Source organism: Streptococcus sp. 2106 (assembly GCF_013277315.1).
In the GTDB taxonomy this organism is placed as follows: Bacteria; Bacillota; Bacilli; order Lactobacillales; family Streptococcaceae; genus Streptococcus; species Streptococcus pseudopneumoniae.
This window is the reverse complement of record NZ_VMMS01000075.1, coordinates 1-18,104: the sequence shown is the minus strand read 5'-3', so window position 1 is coordinate 18,104 and position 18,104 is coordinate 1. Positions and strand designations below refer to the sequence as shown.

Below are 18,104 nucleotides of genomic sequence, written 5' to 3'. Positions count from 1 at the left end.
CTTCTTGCTTGACTTCTTCCGCCTTAGCCTTGGCAAGTTCGATGGCATCCGTGATAGCTTTCTCACGCTTGTCAAATTCAGCGTCAAAAGCACGGTCAGCGTTGGCGATTTCCTTTTTCAAACGTTCTTCAAAAATCTGATGCAGATTTCGGCTTTCATTCAAAACGGCATCATTTACAATCCCACCGATCGCATTTGCAAGACTGGACTGGAAGGTCCCAAAACCTATTGATTTTAGGCGTTTTGCCATTGGCGAATAGGTATATTTGGTGATTTTCTTACGAACATCAAGACCGTACCACTCATGGTAGATACTGACCACATCGAACATCCGAACCGCTACATCGCTCTGGCCGACAACCGAGATTTCAAGACTATCTTCTAGCATGTCGCACATACTCGTCCGAAAATACTGCTTACCGTATTCAATCAAGCTAGCCTCATCTGTCACATCTTGGTCATTGACTTCCACCACATCTTCGTAGATTTGGCTATAGTTCCCAAGTAAGGGGCTGTCAATCACCACCATATAATCATGGTCAACCGCATTTTCTCCCTCGCCCTTAACAGTCGTTTTAAAGGTTATCCGAGTTTTTAAAGACTTCGTTGAGGTCTTATGCTGGTAGCTGGACAAGTTTTTCTTGTACATAAAAAGCGATTCATTTTCAGAACCGCCATTCTTCAGCAAGCGTAAGTTGTAGCCATTTCGCACCATATCTCCGCCCCACTGACCAAGGATAGAATGCTTGTCTTTGGCCAAGACCTCCATAGCATTCTTGTCCTTGATGTTGAGCGTATGCCTATCATCAATATCAGAAAAGAAAGAAAAAGGATTGGCTCTGGTAATACTACCAGCAAAAGCACTCAACACCCTTGTACCACTGACACGGTCAACCTCGATAGAGCTAACGATGTAATTATTTAACAAACTGATAACCTGATTGGCATAGACTTGAATATATCCTTGTTGCTTTTCAACCTCAAAAATATAAAAATCCTGCTCACCATGCAGGTCATCTGCAGTCAGAAAAGTTTCCTCTTTCAGCAATTCCCACTTGGGATCCGATGTAGGAAAACGAAAGGTCAGTTGATAGGTATTATTCCCCAAATGGACAATTTCATCATTGTAGGACTCGTTTAAAGGCCTATTTCCCTCTGTAAGATAAATCATAAAATATACCTCCAATTCGGCCGAACTGTGACCTTACGAACCGCACCAGTAAAGACCAGACCGTTACTACCAACTGCCAACTCAAAGAAGCCTCCACGTTTTCGTAGCGTATTTTGAACCGCACCATCTGCGTTGTAGATATTCTGCTTCTTATGCCTACAATCAATGGTCACTTTTCGTCTAATAGTCAAGTGCATGGTTGTCCGTCCGATAGTCAAAGAAATATCTCCGTCCCCCTCAATCTCAATCACAGGCTCACTATAGACAGAGCCTGGATTGTTGATATTACCGCTTGCGGTAAAGACCAAAGGAGCGACACTTTTTTGATAGCGGAATGGTTGCATACTCAGCTTGATTTCTAGTTTCCAGCCGTGCATTCCTTGAGGTTTGTATTTTGCACTGATGAAATCAGCATAAAATAAAGAGCCTAGCTGGTAGCTAAACTCTAGCGTATTATCATTTGGTTGGAATCTCTCAACGATTTTAGACGAGTCTACCGTCCTTGGAAGGTAAAATGCAAATGTTCGTTCATAACTCTCATAAGCACCGTCCAAGACACGGTAATTCCCGTTAACCCCAAATAGGGTAGCTGTTTCTGAAACTTTAGGTTTAGCAGCCTCTACCTCGCCAAAATCTGTCACAACACATTTAGGAATGGTTGAAGTATTGAAACCATTGATAATCATGTATTCCATTAAATTCCCTCCCTAGCATAAATCGCGCCTTGGCGTTGGTAGACGCTCATTGAAATTTTATCAGCGTCTAGGTAAGTATCTGATGGTTTTTCAAGGATAGCAGTAAGGATCTTCTCCATACTTGCTCTCAGAATCGCTATCTCAGACACGGTTTGACTGTCTTTTGCCTCAATTTGAGCACTTGGCATGGCCAAACTTGCTTCAATATTTTTGGCAATAGTCGGTGTTCCACTCAAGCCAAAATCATCGTTTGAAAATGCGTTTGAGATTTCGCCAGCCATTCCGCTGACCGATTTCTTAACATCTTTGAAACGGTCTTGCAACCCTCTATTCAAACCTTGCATAATCGCATTACCAGCAGGAATCAAGAGCTTGCGGTCATACTCAATCGGACCTTTGTGGTCACGAATCCAGCTAGCAATACCACCAACAAAGTCAGTTACTGCACTCCAAGCAGATTTCAAACCATTTAAAAATCCATCAAGGATAGCCTTACCAGCCTCCCAAAGGTCAATGTTTTTGATTCCATCGAATATGCTTGTAACCTTATCAACAAGATCACGAACACCTTGTTTCATGCTTTCCCAAGCATTTTTAGCTCCTTGGACAAGTCCATCAATCAGACCTAAGACGGTTGATTTCAAACCTTCCCAAGCACTGCTTGCGACAGATTTGATCGTGCTCCAGATGTTAGATAATATCTGAGCGAAACCATCAAAGATAGCCTTACCTGCAGCAGACAACCCTTTCCAGATGGCCTCACCGACACCTTTTATAGTTTCCCAAGCACCGCTCCAGTCACCATTAATAACTTGCATCACAGCTTTTATGATGCCACTAATAACATCCATAGCCGTCTGAATAGCAATCTTAATCAATTCCCAAACCGTTGTCACTACAGTGCAGATATTGTTCCACGTCGTTTCAATGAAAGGAGCAAGGATATTCATTGCGGTTTCAATAATGGACTGAATAATCGGCATAACCGTCTGAATAACTGTCTGGATGGCGTTCCAAACCGTTGTGAACGTTTGTTGAATCAAACCTTGATTTTCAGTCCACCATAGGGAAATGCCGTCCCAAACAGACCTAATAAAGTCAACAACTGCTTGGATAATTGGAGCAACAACAGCCATCATATTGTTCCAGACGGTCGTAGCTGTTTCAACAATACCATTCCAAACTTCGGTCAAGACTGGTGCGACAGACTGCCACACCCCAGAGAACCAATCCATGAATCCTTGCCAGATTTGCCTTCCCATCTCGGTTTGAGTAAAGAAATAAACCAAACCTGCAGTCAATGCAGCAATCGCTGCGATTGCAATTCCGATTGGATTGGCACTCATTGCAGTAAAAAGACCCGTGACTGCTGTTTTAATTGTCGTTAAGATAGCAGGTATTCCAGATAGCAATCCCGTGACTGCCGAAAATGCTTTAAAAGCTAAAAATGCAGAACCAAGAGCGGTAACGATACCACCCATGATACTTCCTAGACCTTCTCCAAAGATCCCACTGAAAACACCCTTGATTCCTCCTAAAATAAGGTTAGGAATTTGCTTCAAAATATTTCCGATCATCGGAATCAAGTTTCCGAAAAGAAATGTGGATGTCGTTTCCATCAAAGCTTGTAGTGCAGGTTGAATATCTTCACCCAAAGACAACTTTCCAAGAACGTTCTGAGCAGCTGCTTTCATAGATTCAAATGATCCAGTGAAAGTTGTTGCTGCCTCTCGCGCTGTTGTACCAGTGATGTCCAAATTCTCTTGGATAGCGTGGATGGCGCTATAAACATCTGACAAGTTATTCATGTCATACTTAACGCCTGTCAGTTTTTCTGCGTCGGACAAAAGCCGTTGCATTTCTTGTTTCGTACCACCGTAACCGAGTTTTAAGTTGTCGAGCATGGTGTAGTTTTGCTTGGCAAAACCTTGATAAGCCAGCTGAATGCTTTCCATAGATGTCCCCATCTTATTGGCATTATCCGACATATCAATCATGGCCATGTTAGCTGTTTCTGCTGCTTTATCTGTATCTCCACCAAGAGATTGTAGTAAGCTGGCTGAGAAACCTGTAACATTTTCCATATAGGCATTGGCCGATAGACCTGTTGTTTTGTAGGCCTCGTTTGCAAAGCCTTTGACCTTATCAGCTGAATCTTTAAATAAGGTTTCGACACCACCAAGCGATTGTTGAAGTGCTGCCCCTTCATTTATCGATGCTCCAATGGCCTTACCAATTCCAGCAGCAGCAATAACTCCTGAAACAGCCCCCATCATTTTGGATCCGAGGGATTCGCCTGCGCTAACGCCAGCTGAGGCGACTTCACCACCCATTTCCTTTTGAATCATGCCACTAATACCTTTAGCAGACGGAATGATTTGTACATAGGCTTTTCCTAATTCGGTCGCCACTATTCATCACCTCCTGTTTTCGCAAGTAAAGCCTTGCGATAGTTTTCAAAGTCCTCACCAGATTCAAAGACGAGATAATCCCTTTCGTCACTCTCTTCTTTGTGATTTTTTGTAAGCAATTCAGCAATTGATGCAGGACGATTAACGCCCTTTTGCCCATCTTTTGTTTGCAACCACAAAGAAATCGAAAGTCTGTCTACGATATTTGCGAGTAAAGTAATTTCGAGAGAGACAATTTGGTCAGACATGATCTGCTTTATCCGTGAATCATCACGTAAACCATACGCAAAAACAGCCACCTCATTTAAAGGTAGCTGTTTATAGTCGTATATTTGATAGGTTTCTGCTAAATCACAGATAAGGGCATCTTCGTCCAAATTCATCATCTGAGCAAGGACTAGGATTTTTTTAAGCCGTTAACTGATTCAAAAACACTCTTGATTTCATCTGCCATTTTATCATTTGGCACAATACCATCTTCTTCTCTTAGGTGGTCTTTAAAAGCCTTGGCTTGCTCATCTCCGAATAAAAGTTTTACAACTTTAGGAAAGACTTGACCTTGTCCTTCGTCAACTTCACCAATCAATTCCAACAATTCATAGTTGTTTAAACGACGCTCAGAAATTTCGAATTTAAAACCTAACTTCGTTTCCCCTTTGAATGTTTTACTCATTTATTTTACGCTCCTTGAATGTATTCGTAGTGAGTGTTCTCACTGTTGTCTGGCAATGCAGTGATTGTCAAATCATAGCCGATAGGTTCGCCGTCTTTATAGTTAATTTCGCCAATTTGGCTAACCTTACCACGAGGAATGACAACACGTTTCACACAGCCATTTTTCAGCAAAGTATCAATAACCAATCTATGTTCTGGCAACTCCTTACCATTGGCTGTTACAGTGATACCTGTTTCAAGGGTTCCTGAAACGTTATCTGGTCCATAGACTTCTTTCAAGACTTCAATGTTAAGACCCTCAATCAATTTGTATTTAAAGGTATCTTTCTTTTTAGTTTGAGAAGACAAGACTGTTTGTCCTCCCCAAGCCTTGACTTCTTCTGACTCTGGTGAGTTCTCATTGGTCAATCCATCTTCTGAAATATACCCAAGCGTTTTAAATGCTGGGTTCAAGGTTGTTTTTGCATTCGTTGGAAGATCTGTTCCAGCTGGAGCAGTAGAAACCGCCCCTCCGATTTTCGGCTTAGCAGCCGTTACATTTGATGCTGATGCAGTCGTCATATTCTTTCCTCCTGTTGATTCTGCATTTGGTGTTCTTACTTCTGTCTCTTCTAATTCTGGCGCCAAAACTACACCTCCTTTTTAAAAATAATTGATGTCATATACCGCTTGATAGCGATATTGCTTCGTTTCCGTGTCTGTAAAGTTGTAGTCACTATTGTGATGCACACCGCTGACTTCGTTGACCGTGATGAGATCCTCAACTACTTTCTTGACTTTCTCATTCAGCTCAGCAGCCTTTTGAAGTGATGGTGCATAACTTTGAAAAGCAAATGTGGCGGAATGAACGTAGTCACTTCCACCACTTCCAGTCTTTTCTAAAATGACATAACTCTCAGGCATATTCGGTTTATGTTCAAAAAAAGACGGAACATCTAACTGTCCGTCCAAAAATTTCTTTATAACTAATTCGATCATCTCATAGCCTTCAGTAAAATATTATGTTTTTTATTTCTAGCCATGCTCTTGATATCAGTCGTACTAATCTTTGCATTGGCACGCTTTTGCCCTGGCGATACAGTCAATTCAAACCCCTCACCAGCTCTTTCAGCAATCCCTTGCCCTTTCTCCCTCAAAATGCCCTGCATTTCGGAAGAACGTAGCAAGGCAGACACGCCAGCCGAGTTCAATTGAAATTTCATATCACTCATAAACTTCAACCATAACCTTTCTATTCCAAGATAATGGAATCATTGACTCAATCCCCTCTTGAGGGATGCCAATCGTCCGCCATTTACGACCAAAAAACTTGACCTCACGGTTTTCCCACTTGTTAGTATCCCCTTTAGGAATACCAAGTGTATATTCCGCCTTTTTCCCAGTCAAGTTCATTTGATTGATGACGTCCTCTGATGAAGTTGGGGCAACCAATACATTTTGAACCTCAATCTCAACATCACGATGAATTGGATGACCGAAATCGTCGTTACCAATTTCTACCTTGTCCACTAAAATGACAGGGATTCCTTTTAGGTAGGTCATAAATTTCAATCGCTCCATATCGTTGTTTTTTCTTCAAACCAAGCCTTTTGAGTTCGGTGTCTTTAATAAAGAGACCGCCTCCAGGAACAAGGTAAGAACCACTAAACGAATAACCTAAGGCACTTTCAGCAACCTGAGTCATTGGTTCATGGTCTGTTGAGGTCATGAGGGTTCGTGCCACGATATCGACCGTGACAGACTTGGCAACACTAGCAAATGACACGCTCTCAGCTACCATGTCGTCAAGGTCTTTACCGACTTTTTCAGCTTCCACTCGCAAAGAATTAGATACAACTTCCAACAAAGCCTCAGCCCTTGCACGCTCATCAAATTTCAACGAGCGCCATAACAATTCCAAGTCTTCAATCTTTGCAAAATTTCCCATAAATTACCCTTTATGACTCTTATAAAGGCTGAGTAGCTCTGACTTCTTGGCATTCTTTTCATAGTGAATACCCAGCTCATCTAAACTAGATTTTAACTCAACGACAGTCAGATGTTCTTCCTCAATCACTTGCTTTTCCACAGGCACCCAATCTCCGCCAAGAACACTCTCAGCGGAGATAATCACGCCCGTTTTCGTATCACGGTATAAAGCCATAAAACTTACGCTTTCACACGAGCGAAGGCATCTTCATCAAGGATACCCCAGCCAATAAAGGCTTCCGCACGCAAACAGATTTCATTATAGGCTTTAAGGTCACGACCTGCACCGTCTGGATCTCCGTATTCGATGATTTCCATTGGGATATTTTCAGCATAACCCCATTTGAAGCGGTTTTGGAAATCCCCTACAATAGCATGGTCTGTCTCGGCACTATCACCAGTTACAGTAAGGTTCTTGTTGATATCTGATTTCATGCCGTAGAACGAATCTGGATTTTGACCAAAACGGAACTCAGGATAAACAGGGCGTTTATCAGCGTCTTTTAATTTACCTAATGCTTGACCTGCTATTGGTGACAAGGCAATACCTGTTACCTCGCAACCACGGGCAATAACCTGTTGTACTGCATCTTCAAGGTTTTCATCAATTTTTGCTTCATCATACGTCACGACACTTCCGCTAATCACACCATCAAATGAGTTGGTTGCACGGAAAGAAGCGTCCGTCATTGTTTTTGGTTCAAGCCCATGAAGAGCAGCAAGGTCAAAGGCTTCCGCAATCTTCTTAGCAAAACCGTCCATATAAGCTGACAAGAAATTCATTTGCTTTTCTTCTGAAGCATACTTGAACTCATCTGTAATGCGAGCTTGGTAAACAAATTTAAGCGGTTTGATAATTTTCGAAGTCAACTTCGCTTTATTTCCAAGTTTTTGCTCACCCTCACCAACGATTTGCGCATTACCTTCAAGGTTGAAGATGAATTGCTCCACCCCATTAAATGGAATTGGGGTTTGTGCCGACAATTTAGCCAGTACAGATTTCCCCTGTACCTTGTTAATCAATTCTGTTACTAGTTCTGGTTTAAAAAGTGTTCCAGCTTTCATTGCATTATCTGCCATAAATTCTATTCTCCTTTTGGTTGTAATTCACGAAGCATCTGCTTCATTTGCACAGTTTTGTCATCACCGATAGGGGGCTCAGTATCTCTTAGCGGTGCTTGAGGTGTTGCTGGACGCATAAAGCCAGCTAGACGCTCAGCATCAGCCTTTAATGCCTCTTCGTCAGCACCTTGAAGACGGTCAGCTAAGTCATAAGGCAAGCCATTTTGTAAAGCGATACGAGTCCGCAAGCTAGCAGTTTCATAATTGCTCACTTGCCCCTGCAATTCAGTGATTTGAGCGTCTGATTCGGCGATTGTCTGTTTTGTTTCCTCAACAGTAGCTTTCAAAGCGCCATTTTCAGACTCTAGTTCAGAAACACGTTTTTTTAAATCATCATAATCACCGAATTTTTCACGCTCACGTCTGATACGTTCCTTCACGATGTTATCGAGTTCTTCTTGTGTTTCAATCGTTTTAAATTCAGACATCTTCATGTCTCCTTTCTCCTGCTTTCCCGGCAGTTCGGTAATTTTTTAGGCATCAAAAAAAGCAGTCTCTCAACCGCTCTTCTTAATAACTGATTTTTTGCTTTTTCTTAGGCTTAGTTGTCACACAAGCCCAATGCGCAAGCAAGGCGCTATCCATCAAAGAAATATCCATATCCGCAAAATGCGAGCGATAGCCAAACCCACCGTTTGAACCGATGTTCCGCTTCTCGCAGTTGGTTGTGATTTTCTTCAAAGACGGTTGACCAGCATGACACAAGGTCTTTTGATAAATCCCTTGTTCCCACATAGAGTTAGCCACGATGATTTCCTTAACCGTGGGCAATATCACGCTCTTCATGCGTTCCTTCTTCAACTCTTCATCAAGGATTTTCTGACCACTTGCCCCATCGACTACGATAGTAGCCACATCGGCACGCTTGACAAAATCCAAGATCCAGTCATTCCCGTTACGGACAGACTGACAGTCAATCGTCTCAACAAAAATCCGCTCATCTACTGTACGAACAGCAATACTTAATGCCACGTTTGCGCCATCTTGACCATATTTGACTCCGACAAACAACTTACCTGACAAATCAGGCATAGAGTCCACACACAACTCATTCCATTCCGTTTCCGAAATAGCAGATTTCTGGTTGTATTCAGGCCAATAACCCAAACGCTGAACATTATGGTCTAGCTTATCATCACCAAGCTCAGCTTCTATCTTCCGCTCATTCAAATGGCAACCCATAGAGGGATTGGAATTATACCAGGCTTCGACATCATCAATCTCTTTTTCTTCAGAGACCGACCATTCTGCCCAACCTGAGTATTTTCCTCTCCCAAATAGGCAAGTCTTACGGTAGTTTGTGAATACCGTCCCATTTGAAACAGGTGTAGGAGGTGTCCCACACATGATTGTAATCGGATTGCTACTATCCGTTACCGTATATTTTAAGGCTGATTCCTGCTCAGTCGTATATTCCTGAGCCTCATCGATAACGAGAAGGTCAAAACCTTCCCCCAAACCACCATTGGATGTTCTGGTACGGAATTGTACAATCCCACCACCGTCAAACAGTTCAATCCTCTCTTGTCCCTTGGCTCGTATAGAGCTAAAGTGTTCACCGTCCACATACCCCATTTTTTCAAGGTAACGTTTCACCTTTTCAAAAGAGGAATGAGAGGTGGATATTCTATGAGCCGTGTGTAGGATGTTTAGTCCATTATGCAGGCCCCAAAGTTCAAAAAGGTACAAGAGTTCGGATTTCCCATTACGACGAGGAATAGAGTAGCCAAATTTTTGATGCACCCACAAACCATTCTTATCAACCGCCATGATAGAGGTCAACAGATTGACTTGCCAAGCGTAGCAAGAAAGACCCGTCCGCTCGTAGATTTCTACCGCTTCTTTCGCCTTAGAATTTTTCTTGACGTACTTTAAAATTACCGATTGAGTAGGATTCTGATTGCCAAGTTTCTTTCTAGCCATCCACTGCTCCTTTCAATCGTACCGCATGATAACCCTATCGCTGGGATGATTTAATTGATTACGTTCAAAATATAGTTTTTAGCAACATCTAGCATTCCCAATGCCTGCAAACTACTATCCCAACTATAACCAAGATTTATCTCACCATCTTTATCCAAAGAAACTACCAATACCGAAGTATAGTCATGACTAGCCTCAAGATTTTCCTCCAAAATTTCTTTCACAGAAGCACCACGCTCCAGACTAGACTTTTTCTCTGAAAAATCAATCACGTTTCCCATTGTTACTCCTTTCTAAGCATAAGAAAAGCACTTAGATTTCTCTAGGTGCTTAATACCAAGCGAAAGATTTCTCACTTGGTAATTCTCCTTTATCCCACATCTGCTTCACTGCTCCACGAGCCTTGTTCGCATAGTAAGGATAACCTAGTTCTTTATCATAATTCGACTCGATGGCAACTGTAACTTCACCAGTGCGCTCATCAATCTCAATCATACCTGGGTCACGGTTTTCAGGAATATACCAATAACCCTTACTTTTTGAATTGAAAATTTTAATAAGTTTAAGAATTATAGGTCTCCTTTCTGCTTAATACCAAGCAACTTGCCCTGATTCTTTCAAGCTGCCGTCTGCATTTTTTAGATTTATGATGCATTTTGACACATAATCAAAACCATATCTTGGGGGATCATTTCGCTTTACCTCACGGGTAGAAGGATTAAATTCAAATATCTCCCTTCTACTTACATCACCTTCAGGAAAGACCTCGTAACGGTAAAAACCATTCACAACTTCAATCAAATTAAATTTTAACATTATTCTTCCTTAATTCTATTGACTTGATTTCGGATTCATTGAATCCAACATATGGATGTTTATCGGTCCTTATCGTAATTTCATCATAGAGTTCATCTTCTGTATCTTGTTTTCCAGTAAAAGTATTACAATGACCTTCAAGAATTTGACCATCAACAAAAGTAACTCGAATATCTTTTCCTAAATATTGTTCTAAATTCATTACTGATCTCCTTTCTTAGGTACAATGTGAGTTCTCTTTTCAGAATGATGGATTTTAATAGATGTCACTTCTGAGCCATCTGAACCATTGATTCCGATTGGGTAACCTAACTCTATTATCTCTTTGTTCGTTCTTCTTCCGTGTCTGTCAAGCTCAATACGACCAGTTCCGTGATGTTTATTAAACAATTCCTGAACATCAACTGAATCATAGATATAAGATTTCCCTGCTTTATGTGTTGATTCCATATGCGGCAACTGCTTTTCAGGGTTTATTTTTTTACCCCATTCCCCCGTTTGGATTTTCTGGTAAATAAATACTTTATCTTTCAGTTGCTCATATTCTTTAACATCATTATACTTTAATTCTCTAAATTTAGCTACTGATTTAGGAGCATTTTTGCGACCTAATACCTTAACAATACTTCTGTACTCTCTCTTGTCGTCCGCTGCAAAGTTATCTTTGATATCAATGAGTTGTTGTTTACGACGCTCTTTTTCATTGCTTGCTTCCTTGATTATTTTCTTAGACCATGCATTTTGTTGTTTACCATTCTTAGGATGGTAATCTATTGTACATCTACAACGTTGATGTCTTCTATAAAATCCTGATGGCTCTGTGCCGTAAAGATATTTACCAACTAGCGATTGACACCAATCACAGCAATGCCCAGTTGAATTACGCTCAATAGTCGGATGCAATCCCACTTTATGATGGAACTCCGCATTTTTTCGAATGCTATCATCCACAATGCTCTGACTAAAATTTACAATCGGATCATCAAGCAACCATTTTACATCATCAAAACTTTCCTCACTTGCTAAACGATTAACCAGACCATCAATTCGGTCTTGATTAAGTTCAGGAACCTGAGCAGTTAACCCGATTTTAGCCTCAGAGTTCAAATTCTTCTGAATTTGCTCAGTATAATCACTCACAAGCTCATGATTTCGCCCCAGAACGTCCGTCAGCACACGTTGAGCGATATTGTAATACATTTTACCGTCTGGTAGCGTTTCGTTCGTTAGAGAAGCTCCCAGAGCCTTAGAAAGTATCTCCCCAATTTCAATAGCATATTGATTAGCATCCAAATAACTTGCCTTGCTATGATGCAGTTTAGACAGTAAGTCTTTCAAAACCTCGCTGTCTAGCCTAGCACCTTCAAACTCAGACTTGATTTTCTTGAGCAGGCTCGGAACGATATCCTCCACCATCTGCACCCTCCTTCACTACTGGAGCAGGCTTGTCTGACCCCTTAATTCCAGTCAAGTCACGGATGGTTTCAGCATCCATATAACCAGGCACCGCTTGATTCAGTTTGATAACACCATCACCAATCAAGGTCAGCATGTTAGCGTCTGCCTCAAACAAAGGTTCCCACTTCACAACCGTTTTATTGAACTGCTTTCTCAAATAAGGAAACTCATCTCGTAAACAAGTTGCCACATAAGCCACATTTAGCAAACCAGAGCCTAGAGAGCGCTGAGCCTTTCGACCAGCTAACCGCAAGTTCTCATGACTAGCCTTGATAGCTTCAACAGATGATGGATTATCTGAAACAAACCCAAGGTCATCCAAGGTCAAACCCATCTCCCCAGCGAATCCAGCTGCTGCAGTCCGTAACTGCTCAGTAAAAGGAGACATGCTGGATGTGGTGAATTGTCCTACATTCGGCTTATCCCCTTCATCATCTTTGGTAAAGGTCAGCAAGCTGGACACAGTCGCTTTCCAAGTATCAATCGCCTCAGCATCTTGACTCAATCCCAACACATACTTCTGAGGGAATGAATAGAACTCAGCAGTCACATCCGACCGCTCAAGCGTTCGTTTAGCATATCTCTGATAGTACATCCCAGCTCTAGTAATTCGTGACCGACCAAACGGACGGACAGCATCAGGTCTATGAATGACTGGCACCAGCAAAGGAACCCCAGTTGGATTTCCGATTGCAAACGGCTTACCATCTTTCGGATAGAACCAAGTCACATCACTAGTGAAGTAAGCCTCAAGCACGGCATAACCATTGTCATCCCGTTTCAAAACGGCATAGCCCTCTGTCAGCAAGCCAGTGATAGGATCCAGAACACCAGTCGCGTTGCTTGCCTCAATAACCTGCAACCGAGGAGCGTCATCATCGTCTCCTTGCGAGATGTAGACAAAACAACACGACCCAATCAAAGCTGAAAGGATCGCGCTATCAAAGAATACATCTGGATTGTTCTGAGCAAAGATTTCATTCGCTCCAAACTCATCATTGGCAAACTCACGAAAGACCAAACGATCTGCAAGACTGTCAACACCCTTAGCAGCCCAACCTAAGACTGCCCGATATTGTTGCCTGATTTGAGGTGGTATCGTAATACCAACATCTACCTCATTGTGTTGCATAGCATACTGTTTGTATCTAGTATCTACACCCATTTTGTAATTGGCTAGCTTCTTCCTGAGATAGCCCATGCCTTTCAATGTCATTTTATACAACTACCTTTCATTTCCCGCGAGAAAAAATGTACAGTGACGGTGTGAAGCCCTGAAGCACCGAGGGGGAGGGGGTCATCCCCCCACCTTGGCAGGAACACTCGTCCTTTTTTTTAATCACGTTTATTTTTTTAACCCTTATACTTAAACCAATCTGTACTTTGTGGTAAGTTCCTATTACCAATGACCTTTGTTCCGTTTGTCTTCTCATCAGCATATAGCTTGTCAGACTTCTGTCTATTGCATTGCCAATGCGCCAACTGCAAGTTAGCAATGTCAGATGGATGTCCGTTCTTATTTACTGGAACGATGTGATCAATGACTGGACTTAATGGATGAGGATATCTCAGGTCTTTGTCTACAGGCTGGCCACATATCCCACAAGTGTTTCTTGTCTTTAAGATAATCTTCTTATTCTTCTCAAAGGCTACTCTATGGGGTCCACTACGGTCCGCTCGGAGGGGGTTGGTATTCATCTAGGGAGGGAGTCCTTTCTTTTTAATGGAGGGGGTTGGTATTCTCAAATGTACCCCTCGGTATCTTTCAAAGTAGGGGTGTTTTTAGTGCACCCACCCCCTCTTGTATTTAACATATCTTATATTCTGTTAAATAAAATTAAACAACTTCAAAGTCAAGAGTATCAAGGCTTCTACCATATTTTTCTAAAAACTAATTTACATTTTCTCATTATGTAAAATAGATAGGCTATTTAGTAATCAAATGATAGTATACTCTGGTCAAGTTCGTCTTGACTATAACCGATATATCCTAGTGTGATGTCTGGTGTGGAATGATTGAATATCTTTTGTAGGATAGCTACATTACTATTCTTTTTGTAATGATGATATCCAAATGTCTTCCTCATCGAATGAGTTCCTATATGATTCAAACCTACATATTTAGCTGCATCTTGAAGTATTTGATAGACTGCTACTCTTCCAATGTGTGTGATACGAACACCATCTGTTCTCTTTTTCTTTTTACTTGGAAAGAGATAGTCGTACTCTGCTAACTGATTATCTTTAATGTATCGATTGATTTCTTTTCTGAGAGGGGGGCTGATTGGAAAATACCTTATCTTACCAGTCTTCTTCTCTTTTAGTTCAATCCTATCAGCAATTACTTGCTTGACTTGAAGAGGTACTATGTCGCTCACTCTTAAACCAGAGTAGATTCCAAACATGAATAAAACATAGTTTCTATCACTTTTGTTTTTCAAGTAATCTTTGATTCGTTCTATATCGTCTAAATCACGAATTGGTTCTACTTTCTTCATGTACCTCTCCTTTCCTACATAAAAAGCCACTGGTCGTGGCATTGAATATGACAGTAGCTGGAATTGAACCAACTGGTCTAGCAGTAAAACGCACGCTTGATAAAAGTTTCAAGGAGAGCCAAACAACCTGCTAACCTGTCCTTACTGTCTAAGAGGCCGAAACCTCTGTATTTTTAGGAGTCCTCATGACTGTTCGTTACCCAATCATTGGATAATACTATTTTAGCACCTTTTTTCGTTCCAATTCTCCCAAGATTTTCCCAGATTTTTCCCAAGATTTTCCCAGAAATCACTTGTAAACCAAAAGGTTGCTTGCTTGATAGGACTCCGCGAACTCTAGTAGAGCTTTGTTTAATATCCGATAATACTCACTAGATGAGTAGCCTAGTTCTGAGTAGATGCTGTAGTCTTCCCTCCTTTTCTTCCTGCAATATCGTTCGATTAGGATACGTGTGTATTCCATATCGGAAAGATTGTTGATTGCTTTAGCGATTAGTTCTAAATCCTGCTGAGCAGACACTCTACGCACAACCATACTTTCTACCTGCTTACTTGTCTGGCCACTTGATGACCTTGGTTCAAGTGAGTAGGATATTGTTATTTTGGGGGCGTATTCTTCTCCAGCTATCCGTCTCAGACGACTGTATTTTTTAAGGACTTTGATAGCTTCCTTTCTGGTTTTCTTTTCATCGATGATATCCAATAACTCTATTTGCACACGAACTCCTCCTCATGATATAATAGTTATGCGAAACCATACCATGAAGGTCAGCCGTGTGCTGGCTTTTTTTCATGCCCTACTCCCGAGAATAATATCAGCAGGAAAAGCAAAGTAAGTACAGATATCTTCTACATTATAAATATTCGGTACACTTTCCTCCTTCTCCCATTGAGCAATTAGGTAGCGACTATAGCCTAGTTTAGCTGCTAACTTTTCTTGTGACAACTTCCTTTCCTTACGTTTTTGCTTTAGCAAGAAAGCAAACCTACTTGCTTGTCTTGGATTTAATTTATCATTCATCATCCACCTCGATCTTTACGACAGCTCTACCATTTGGATTTCTTCTTTGCGTGGATGCAAAAGTGTAATACTTTAACATCCTTTCAGCAATACCTGTTTCTTTACTGATTTCCGCAAGAGTTCCCAATGTTATGAACACGTCGCCTTGATATAACGCGTATTCACTCATGTTCCATCTCCTCAATCAGCCAATCAAGGTTCTTGCGTGCTTTCTTCAGGTCTTCAAGGCCGTTTTTCTTTTGGTGTCGTAGTATGTACTTCAAACTGTTCCCCATAAAAAAACCTTTCAACTGTTCGTCTGTCATGAAGTTCCTTAAAGCATCGATGGATTCCATACCATACCGACCTTGGTAGTGGCTTGGTTTATTTATATTGTCAATTATTTCTGGGTTCATTATTTATCCTCCAAAAGCTCTGGGTTTTCGTAGATGTTGCCGATGATTTCCTCGTCTTCAGTCCACGCATACCCACTTAGCAATCCCTTTAGATATATGGAAGGCATTCCGCCTATGAATGTGCCACCGTATTCTTTTTCTAAATATACTTCATGGAGACATCCTCTTGTACATTTAACGATGTCACCGATGAATACCTCCTTGCCGTTCTTGTCTCTGAGTCCTGTTGATTGTCCTAATGTTGCTGGATTTACAGGACACCAAGAACCTATAGTAATGTATTGTTCATTGGCTTCTACCACTTCGTTGATAATAAATGCTCTTCCTCTATCTTCAATTAAATGTCCGTATTGCCATTCTCCTTTGCTTTTTTCGTCAATGGATAACCCTCTAAATTTTGGTATCATGCTAACACTCCTTAAATAAACAAACTAGCTAACCATATCAAAAATGCACATGTAATGATTTTTGAAATACTGCTCTTTACCGCATGCGAATAATCCTCTTCAGATTCTTTTTTTGCTAGATAACACAGGCCAGATGAAAGATAGTAGTGCATCCATCCCTAATGCTTGCCAGACTGTAATTTTACCAACTGGAACAATTGTTGTGATAATCTCATTCCATCCATACTGAACTACAAATGGCGATACAACGATTACAAATACCGCCCCAATAATGATTCCTAGTCTTTTCATTTTATAAATCCTCCTCTTTGACGAAAGCACCATCAATCCAACGACCCTACCGTTTTCTAAATCACGGTCAATAAACCATTGTTTGACTTTCTCTATTGTGTTCATGATAACTCCTTTGCTATTGCTGCTATGACATTAACTGTCACGCTATTTCCTGCTTGTTTATATAATTGACTGTTAGAGTTGACCTCTTGCGCTTTGTCAAAAGCCCAATCTGGGAATCCTTGCAATCTCCAGCACTCACGAGGTGTTAGCTTTCTGATTCGAAAGCCAATTGACCATCGCTTGAGAGTACATAATATAAAATGTCATAGCCGAAATTAGTAAGCAAGCTATAAACATTCCCCAAAACATTAAATTTTCCATTTACTCAACCTCCTCAATCTCAATCCCTGGGCAATCGAACACCCAGCCGAAACCAGCTTCTTCAAGTTCTTTGCGGGTGAATTTATAATTTCCAGTAATTATATTTTGGTTAAAATAAAGAACCTTCCCTGATTGCGTTTTAGTCAAAGGTTGCCCATTATTCAGACTAACAATATACCGCTTCTCTTCCTCGACCTCGTAGCCGTTAAGCCAAGCTAGTGCGAAGAGTTCGGAATTATCCCAATACCATTCTGCAACTATGTCAGACATGCTTGCGTCTATTGAGTAGGACAGTGTATGACCCAGTTTTTTCTGTTCTGCGATAAAATCCGCCACAAACTGCGGTACTTTGACTGGTTGCGGTTCGCCTAGTTGTTTCAAGTCTCTTAGAACGGTTTTTAGAATAGTTTTTCCGCTAACAATACCTACAACACATTCAACCGCTTCGTACTTCTTAATCAATGCCTTAATATTCATCTTAGTTTCCTCCATAAATCAAATAAACTGCAATAACTACCTGAGCCATGCTTGGCGAATAGCCAATCCAATCATCAAACTCCTTAGATTTTGGCAACCAACCCTTAGTAGCTCCCAATTCATAGTCTGTAGGCTTTTCATCAGCAAAGATGCATTCCATCGCTCCCATAAACGTCATACCATCTTCTGCCATTTCCCAAAAATAGTCCGCCCGGTCTTTCACCGCTTGTGGTAAATCTTGCTTGGGAGGTTGCGGCTTCCCGTCTTCTACCGTCCAGTTGTATACTGCATTAACTTTTTTCTTTAAATCTTCCATCATCTTCCAACTCCTCATTATATTTTTCTACCAATTCATGCAACCACGACCAAGGTTTGGTTTCTTCAACGATTGGGTCAACTTCCCTTTCTTG

At 41.2% G+C, this 18,104-nt stretch carries 30 protein-coding genes and 1 pseudogene; all 31 read right to left on the bottom strand.

The window, feature by feature from the left end; genetic code table 11:
- A partial coding sequence (locus HT723_RS08580) for a phage tail spike protein (protein ID WP_172935032.1) occupies positions 1-1,171 on the bottom strand: 1,171 nt, incomplete at its 3' end.
- Positions 1,168-1,866, bottom strand: coding sequence for a phage tail protein (locus HT723_RS08575; RefSeq protein WP_172935031.1), 699 nt, complete (start codon positions 1,864-1,866; stop codon positions 1,168-1,170). The genes HT723_RS08575 and HT723_RS08580, both read right to left, overlap by 4 nt.
- Positions 1,866-4,277 (bottom strand): PblA, encoded by a 2,412-nt coding sequence (locus tag HT723_RS08570; protein WP_172935030.1) that lies wholly within the window; start codon positions 4,275-4,277, stop codon positions 1,866-1,868. Before HT723_RS08570 ends, HT723_RS08575 begins: the two co-directional genes overlap by 1 nt.
- A complete protein-coding gene (locus HT723_RS08565; RefSeq protein WP_119942435.1) occupies positions 4,277-4,663 on the bottom strand; it encodes a DUF5361 domain-containing protein in 387 nt (128 codons plus the stop codon). Before HT723_RS08565 ends, HT723_RS08570 begins: the two co-directional genes overlap by 1 nt.
- Before the next feature lie 11 nt (positions 4,664-4,674).
- The gene (locus HT723_RS08560; RefSeq protein ID WP_050365284.1) at positions 4,675-4,950 is read right to left on the bottom strand and encodes a hypothetical protein; all 276 of its coding nucleotides are present in this window, start codon (positions 4,948-4,950) and stop codon (positions 4,675-4,677) included.
- A gap of 5 nt (positions 4,951-4,955) precedes the next feature.
- Positions 4,956-5,513: a phage tail protein gene (locus HT723_RS08555; RefSeq protein WP_119942454.1), complete on the bottom strand. Its 558-nt coding sequence runs from the start codon at positions 5,511-5,513 to the stop codon at positions 4,956-4,958.
- Between the two features lie 81 nt (positions 5,514-5,594).
- A complete protein-coding gene (locus HT723_RS08550; protein WP_000571659.1) occupies positions 5,595-5,930 on the bottom strand; it encodes a hypothetical protein in 336 nt (111 codons plus the stop codon).
- A complete protein-coding gene (locus tag HT723_RS08545) occupies positions 5,927-6,163 on the bottom strand; it encodes a hypothetical protein (RefSeq protein WP_001281959.1) in 237 nt (78 codons plus the stop codon). The genes HT723_RS08550 and HT723_RS08545 overlap by 4 nt, the downstream gene beginning before the upstream one ends.
- Complete coding sequence (locus HT723_RS08540) at positions 6,156-6,494, bottom strand: hypothetical protein (RefSeq protein WP_000221695.1); 339 nt, start codon at positions 6,492-6,494, stop codon at positions 6,156-6,158. Before HT723_RS08540 ends, HT723_RS08545 begins: the two co-directional genes overlap by 8 nt.
- Positions 6,439-6,879, bottom strand: coding sequence for a phage Gp19/Gp15/Gp42 family protein (locus tag HT723_RS08535; protein WP_138704947.1), 441 nt, complete (start codon positions 6,877-6,879; stop codon positions 6,439-6,441). Before HT723_RS08535 ends, HT723_RS08540 begins: the two co-directional genes overlap by 56 nt.
- Before the next feature lie 3 nt (positions 6,880-6,882).
- Entirely contained in the window at positions 6,883-7,095 is a 213-nt protein-coding gene (locus tag HT723_RS08530) for a HeH/LEM domain-containing protein (protein ID WP_138704946.1), read from the bottom strand.
- Positions 7,096-7,100: 5 nt separating this feature from the next.
- Entirely contained in the window at positions 7,101-8,000 is a 900-nt protein-coding gene (locus tag HT723_RS08525; RefSeq protein ID WP_172935029.1) for a phage major capsid protein, read from the bottom strand.
- A 5-nt stretch (positions 8,001-8,005) separates the two neighbouring features.
- On the bottom strand, positions 8,006-8,470 hold the full coding sequence (locus tag HT723_RS08520) for a DUF4355 domain-containing protein (protein WP_138704944.1): 465 nt from the start codon (positions 8,468-8,470) through the stop codon (positions 8,006-8,008).
- A gap of 82 nt (positions 8,471-8,552) precedes the next feature.
- Positions 8,553-9,965 (bottom strand): terminase, encoded by a 1,413-nt coding sequence (locus HT723_RS08515; RefSeq protein WP_138700364.1) that lies wholly within the window; start codon positions 9,963-9,965, stop codon positions 8,553-8,555.
- 50 nt (positions 9,966-10,015) lie between these two features.
- Positions 10,016-10,246 carry a hypothetical protein gene (locus tag HT723_RS08510; protein WP_050254363.1) on the bottom strand — a complete coding sequence of 77 codons (231 nt, stop codon included), beginning with the start codon at positions 10,244-10,246 and terminating at the stop codon, positions 10,016-10,018.
- A gap of 49 nt (positions 10,247-10,295) precedes the next feature.
- A complete protein-coding gene (locus HT723_RS08505; protein WP_172925914.1) occupies positions 10,296-10,460 on the bottom strand; it encodes a hypothetical protein in 165 nt (54 codons plus the stop codon).
- Positions 10,461-10,553: 93 nt separating this feature from the next.
- Complete coding sequence (locus HT723_RS08500; protein ID WP_119942444.1) at positions 10,554-10,781, bottom strand: hypothetical protein; 228 nt, start codon at positions 10,779-10,781, stop codon at positions 10,554-10,556.
- A complete protein-coding gene (locus HT723_RS08495) occupies positions 10,768-10,983 on the bottom strand; it encodes a hypothetical protein (protein WP_172925915.1) in 216 nt (71 codons plus the stop codon). The genes HT723_RS08500 and HT723_RS08495 overlap by 14 nt, the downstream gene beginning before the upstream one ends.
- Positions 10,983-12,197, bottom strand: coding sequence for a polymorphic toxin type 50 domain-containing protein (locus HT723_RS08490; protein ID WP_119942448.1), 1,215 nt, complete (start codon positions 12,195-12,197; stop codon positions 10,983-10,985). The genes HT723_RS08495 and HT723_RS08490 overlap by 1 nt, the downstream gene beginning before the upstream one ends.
- The gene (locus HT723_RS08485; RefSeq protein WP_119942450.1) at positions 12,151-13,455 is read right to left on the bottom strand and encodes a hypothetical protein; all 1,305 of its coding nucleotides are present in this window, start codon (positions 13,453-13,455) and stop codon (positions 12,151-12,153) included. Before HT723_RS08485 ends, HT723_RS08490 begins: the two co-directional genes overlap by 47 nt.
- Before the next feature lie 137 nt (positions 13,456-13,592).
- Positions 13,593-13,937: an HNH endonuclease signature motif containing protein gene (locus HT723_RS08480; RefSeq protein ID WP_001095652.1), complete on the bottom strand. Its 345-nt coding sequence runs from the start codon at positions 13,935-13,937 to the stop codon at positions 13,593-13,595.
- A 233-nt stretch (positions 13,938-14,170) separates the two neighbouring features.
- Complete coding sequence (locus HT723_RS08475) at positions 14,171-14,737, bottom strand: site-specific integrase (protein WP_000754954.1); 567 nt, start codon at positions 14,735-14,737, stop codon at positions 14,171-14,173.
- Positions 14,738-15,026: 289 nt separating this feature from the next.
- Positions 15,027-15,455 carry an ArpU family phage packaging/lysis transcriptional regulator gene (locus HT723_RS08470; RefSeq protein WP_001165369.1) on the bottom strand — a complete coding sequence of 143 codons (429 nt, stop codon included), beginning with the start codon at positions 15,453-15,455 and terminating at the stop codon, positions 15,027-15,029.
- A 72-nt stretch (positions 15,456-15,527) separates the two neighbouring features.
- Positions 15,528-15,758, bottom strand: coding sequence for a helix-turn-helix transcriptional regulator (locus HT723_RS08465; protein ID WP_172925916.1), 231 nt, complete (start codon positions 15,756-15,758; stop codon positions 15,528-15,530).
- Positions 15,751-15,927, bottom strand: a complete 177-nt coding sequence (locus tag HT723_RS08460; RefSeq protein ID WP_000005959.1) for a hypothetical protein — start codon at positions 15,925-15,927, stop codon at positions 15,751-15,753. The genes HT723_RS08465 and HT723_RS08460 overlap by 8 nt, the downstream gene beginning before the upstream one ends.
- Positions 15,920-16,153 (bottom strand): DUF3310 domain-containing protein, encoded by a 234-nt coding sequence (locus HT723_RS08455; protein WP_172935028.1) that lies wholly within the window; start codon positions 16,151-16,153, stop codon positions 15,920-15,922. Before HT723_RS08455 ends, HT723_RS08460 begins: the two co-directional genes overlap by 8 nt.
- Complete coding sequence (locus HT723_RS08450) at positions 16,153-16,560, bottom strand: YopX family protein (RefSeq protein WP_172935027.1); 408 nt, start codon at positions 16,558-16,560, stop codon at positions 16,153-16,155. Before HT723_RS08450 ends, HT723_RS08455 begins: the two co-directional genes overlap by 1 nt.
- A gap of 99 nt (positions 16,561-16,659) precedes the next feature.
- Positions 16,660-16,851, bottom strand: coding sequence for a hypothetical protein (locus HT723_RS08445; RefSeq protein WP_224380857.1), 192 nt, complete (start codon positions 16,849-16,851; stop codon positions 16,660-16,662).
- A gap of 101 nt (positions 16,852-16,952) precedes the next feature.
- A pseudogene (locus HT723_RS08440) lies at positions 16,953-17,123 on the bottom strand (DNA cytosine methyltransferase); the annotation flags it as partial.
- 94 nt (positions 17,124-17,217) lie between these two features.
- On the bottom strand, positions 17,218-17,694 hold the full coding sequence (locus HT723_RS08435; protein ID WP_172935026.1) for a DUF1642 domain-containing protein: 477 nt from the start codon (positions 17,692-17,694) through the stop codon (positions 17,218-17,220).
- Position 17,695: 1 nt separating this feature from the next.
- Positions 17,696-18,013 carry a hypothetical protein gene (locus HT723_RS08430; RefSeq protein ID WP_172928372.1) on the bottom strand — a complete coding sequence of 106 codons (318 nt, stop codon included), beginning with the start codon at positions 18,011-18,013 and terminating at the stop codon, positions 17,696-17,698.
- Positions 18,014-18,104: the final 91 nt, after the last annotated feature.

Coding starts and splice junctions, on each gene's coding strand:
- HT723_RS08575 (WP_172935031.1), bottom strand. CDS start 1,866: ATGGAATACATGATTATCAATGGTTTCAATACTTCAACCATTCCTAAA.
- HT723_RS08565 (WP_119942435.1), bottom strand. CDS start 4,663: ATGATGAATTTGGACGAAGATGCCCTTATCTGTGATTTAGCAGAAACC.
- HT723_RS08560 (WP_050365284.1), bottom strand. CDS start 4,950: ATGAGTAAAACATTCAAAGGGGAAACGAAGTTAGGTTTTAAATTCGAA.
- HT723_RS08555 (WP_119942454.1), bottom strand. CDS start 5,513: ATGACGACTGCATCAGCATCAAATGTAACGGCTGCTAAGCCGAAAATC.
- HT723_RS08550 (WP_000571659.1), bottom strand. CDS start 5,930: ATGATCGAATTAGTTATAAAGAAATTTTTGGACGGACAGTTAGATGTT.
- HT723_RS08545 (WP_001281959.1), bottom strand. CDS start 6,163: ATGAGTGATATGAAATTTCAATTGAACTCGGCTGGCGTGTCTGCCTTG.
- HT723_RS08540 (WP_000221695.1), bottom strand. CDS start 6,494: ATGACCTACCTAAAAGGAATCCCTGTCATTTTAGTGGACAAGGTAGAA.
- HT723_RS08535 (WP_138704947.1), bottom strand. CDS start 6,879: ATGGGAAATTTTGCAAAGATTGAAGACTTGGAATTGTTATGGCGCTCG.
- HT723_RS08530 (WP_138704946.1), bottom strand. CDS start 7,095: ATGGCTTTATACCGTGATACGAAAACGGGCGTGATTATCTCCGCTGAG.
- HT723_RS08525 (WP_172935029.1), bottom strand. CDS start 8,000: ATGGCAGATAATGCAATGAAAGCTGGAACACTTTTTAAACCAGAACTA.
- HT723_RS08520 (WP_138704944.1), bottom strand. CDS start 8,470: ATGTCTGAATTTAAAACGATTGAAACACAAGAAGAACTCGATAACATC.
- HT723_RS08515 (WP_138700364.1), bottom strand. CDS start 9,965: ATGGCTAGAAAGAAACTTGGCAATCAGAATCCTACTCAATCGGTAATT.
- HT723_RS08510 (WP_050254363.1), bottom strand. CDS start 10,246: ATGGGAAACGTGATTGATTTTTCAGAGAAAAAGTCTAGTCTGGAGCGT.
- HT723_RS08505 (WP_172925914.1), bottom strand. CDS start 10,460: ATGATTGAGATTGATGAGCGCACTGGTGAAGTTACAGTTGCCATCGAG.
- HT723_RS08500 (WP_119942444.1), bottom strand. CDS start 10,781: ATGTTAAAATTTAATTTGATTGAAGTTGTGAATGGTTTTTACCGTTAC.
- HT723_RS08495 (WP_172925915.1), bottom strand. CDS start 10,983: ATGAATTTAGAACAATATTTAGGAAAAGATATTCGAGTTACTTTTGTT.
- HT723_RS08490 (WP_119942448.1), bottom strand. CDS start 12,197: ATGGTGGAGGATATCGTTCCGAGCCTGCTCAAGAAAATCAAGTCTGAG.
- HT723_RS08485 (WP_119942450.1), bottom strand. CDS start 13,455: ATGACATTGAAAGGCATGGGCTATCTCAGGAAGAAGCTAGCCAATTAC.
- HT723_RS08480 (WP_001095652.1), bottom strand. CDS start 13,937: ATGAATACCAACCCCCTCCGAGCGGACCGTAGTGGACCCCATAGAGTA.
- HT723_RS08475 (WP_000754954.1), bottom strand. CDS start 14,737: ATGAAGAAAGTAGAACCAATTCGTGATTTAGACGATATAGAACGAATC.
- HT723_RS08465 (WP_172925916.1), bottom strand. CDS start 15,758: ATGAATGATAAATTAAATCCAAGACAAGCAAGTAGGTTTGCTTTCTTG.
- HT723_RS08460 (WP_000005959.1), bottom strand. CDS start 15,927: ATGAGTGAATACGCGTTATATCAAGGCGACGTGTTCATAACATTGGGA.
- HT723_RS08455 (WP_172935028.1), bottom strand. CDS start 16,153: ATGAACCCAGAAATAATTGACAATATAAATAAACCAAGCCACTACCAA.
- HT723_RS08450 (WP_172935027.1), bottom strand. CDS start 16,560: ATGATACCAAAATTTAGAGGGTTATCCATTGACGAAAAAAGCAAAGGA.
- HT723_RS08445 (WP_224380857.1), bottom strand. CDS start 16,851: ATGAAAAGACTAGGAATCATTATTGGGGCGGTATTTGTAATCGTTGTA.
- HT723_RS08435 (WP_172935026.1), bottom strand. CDS start 17,694: ATGAATATTAAGGCATTGATTAAGAAGTACGAAGCGGTTGAATGTGTT.
- HT723_RS08430 (WP_172928372.1), bottom strand. CDS start 18,013: ATGATGGAAGATTTAAAGAAAAAAGTTAATGCAGTATACAACTGGACG.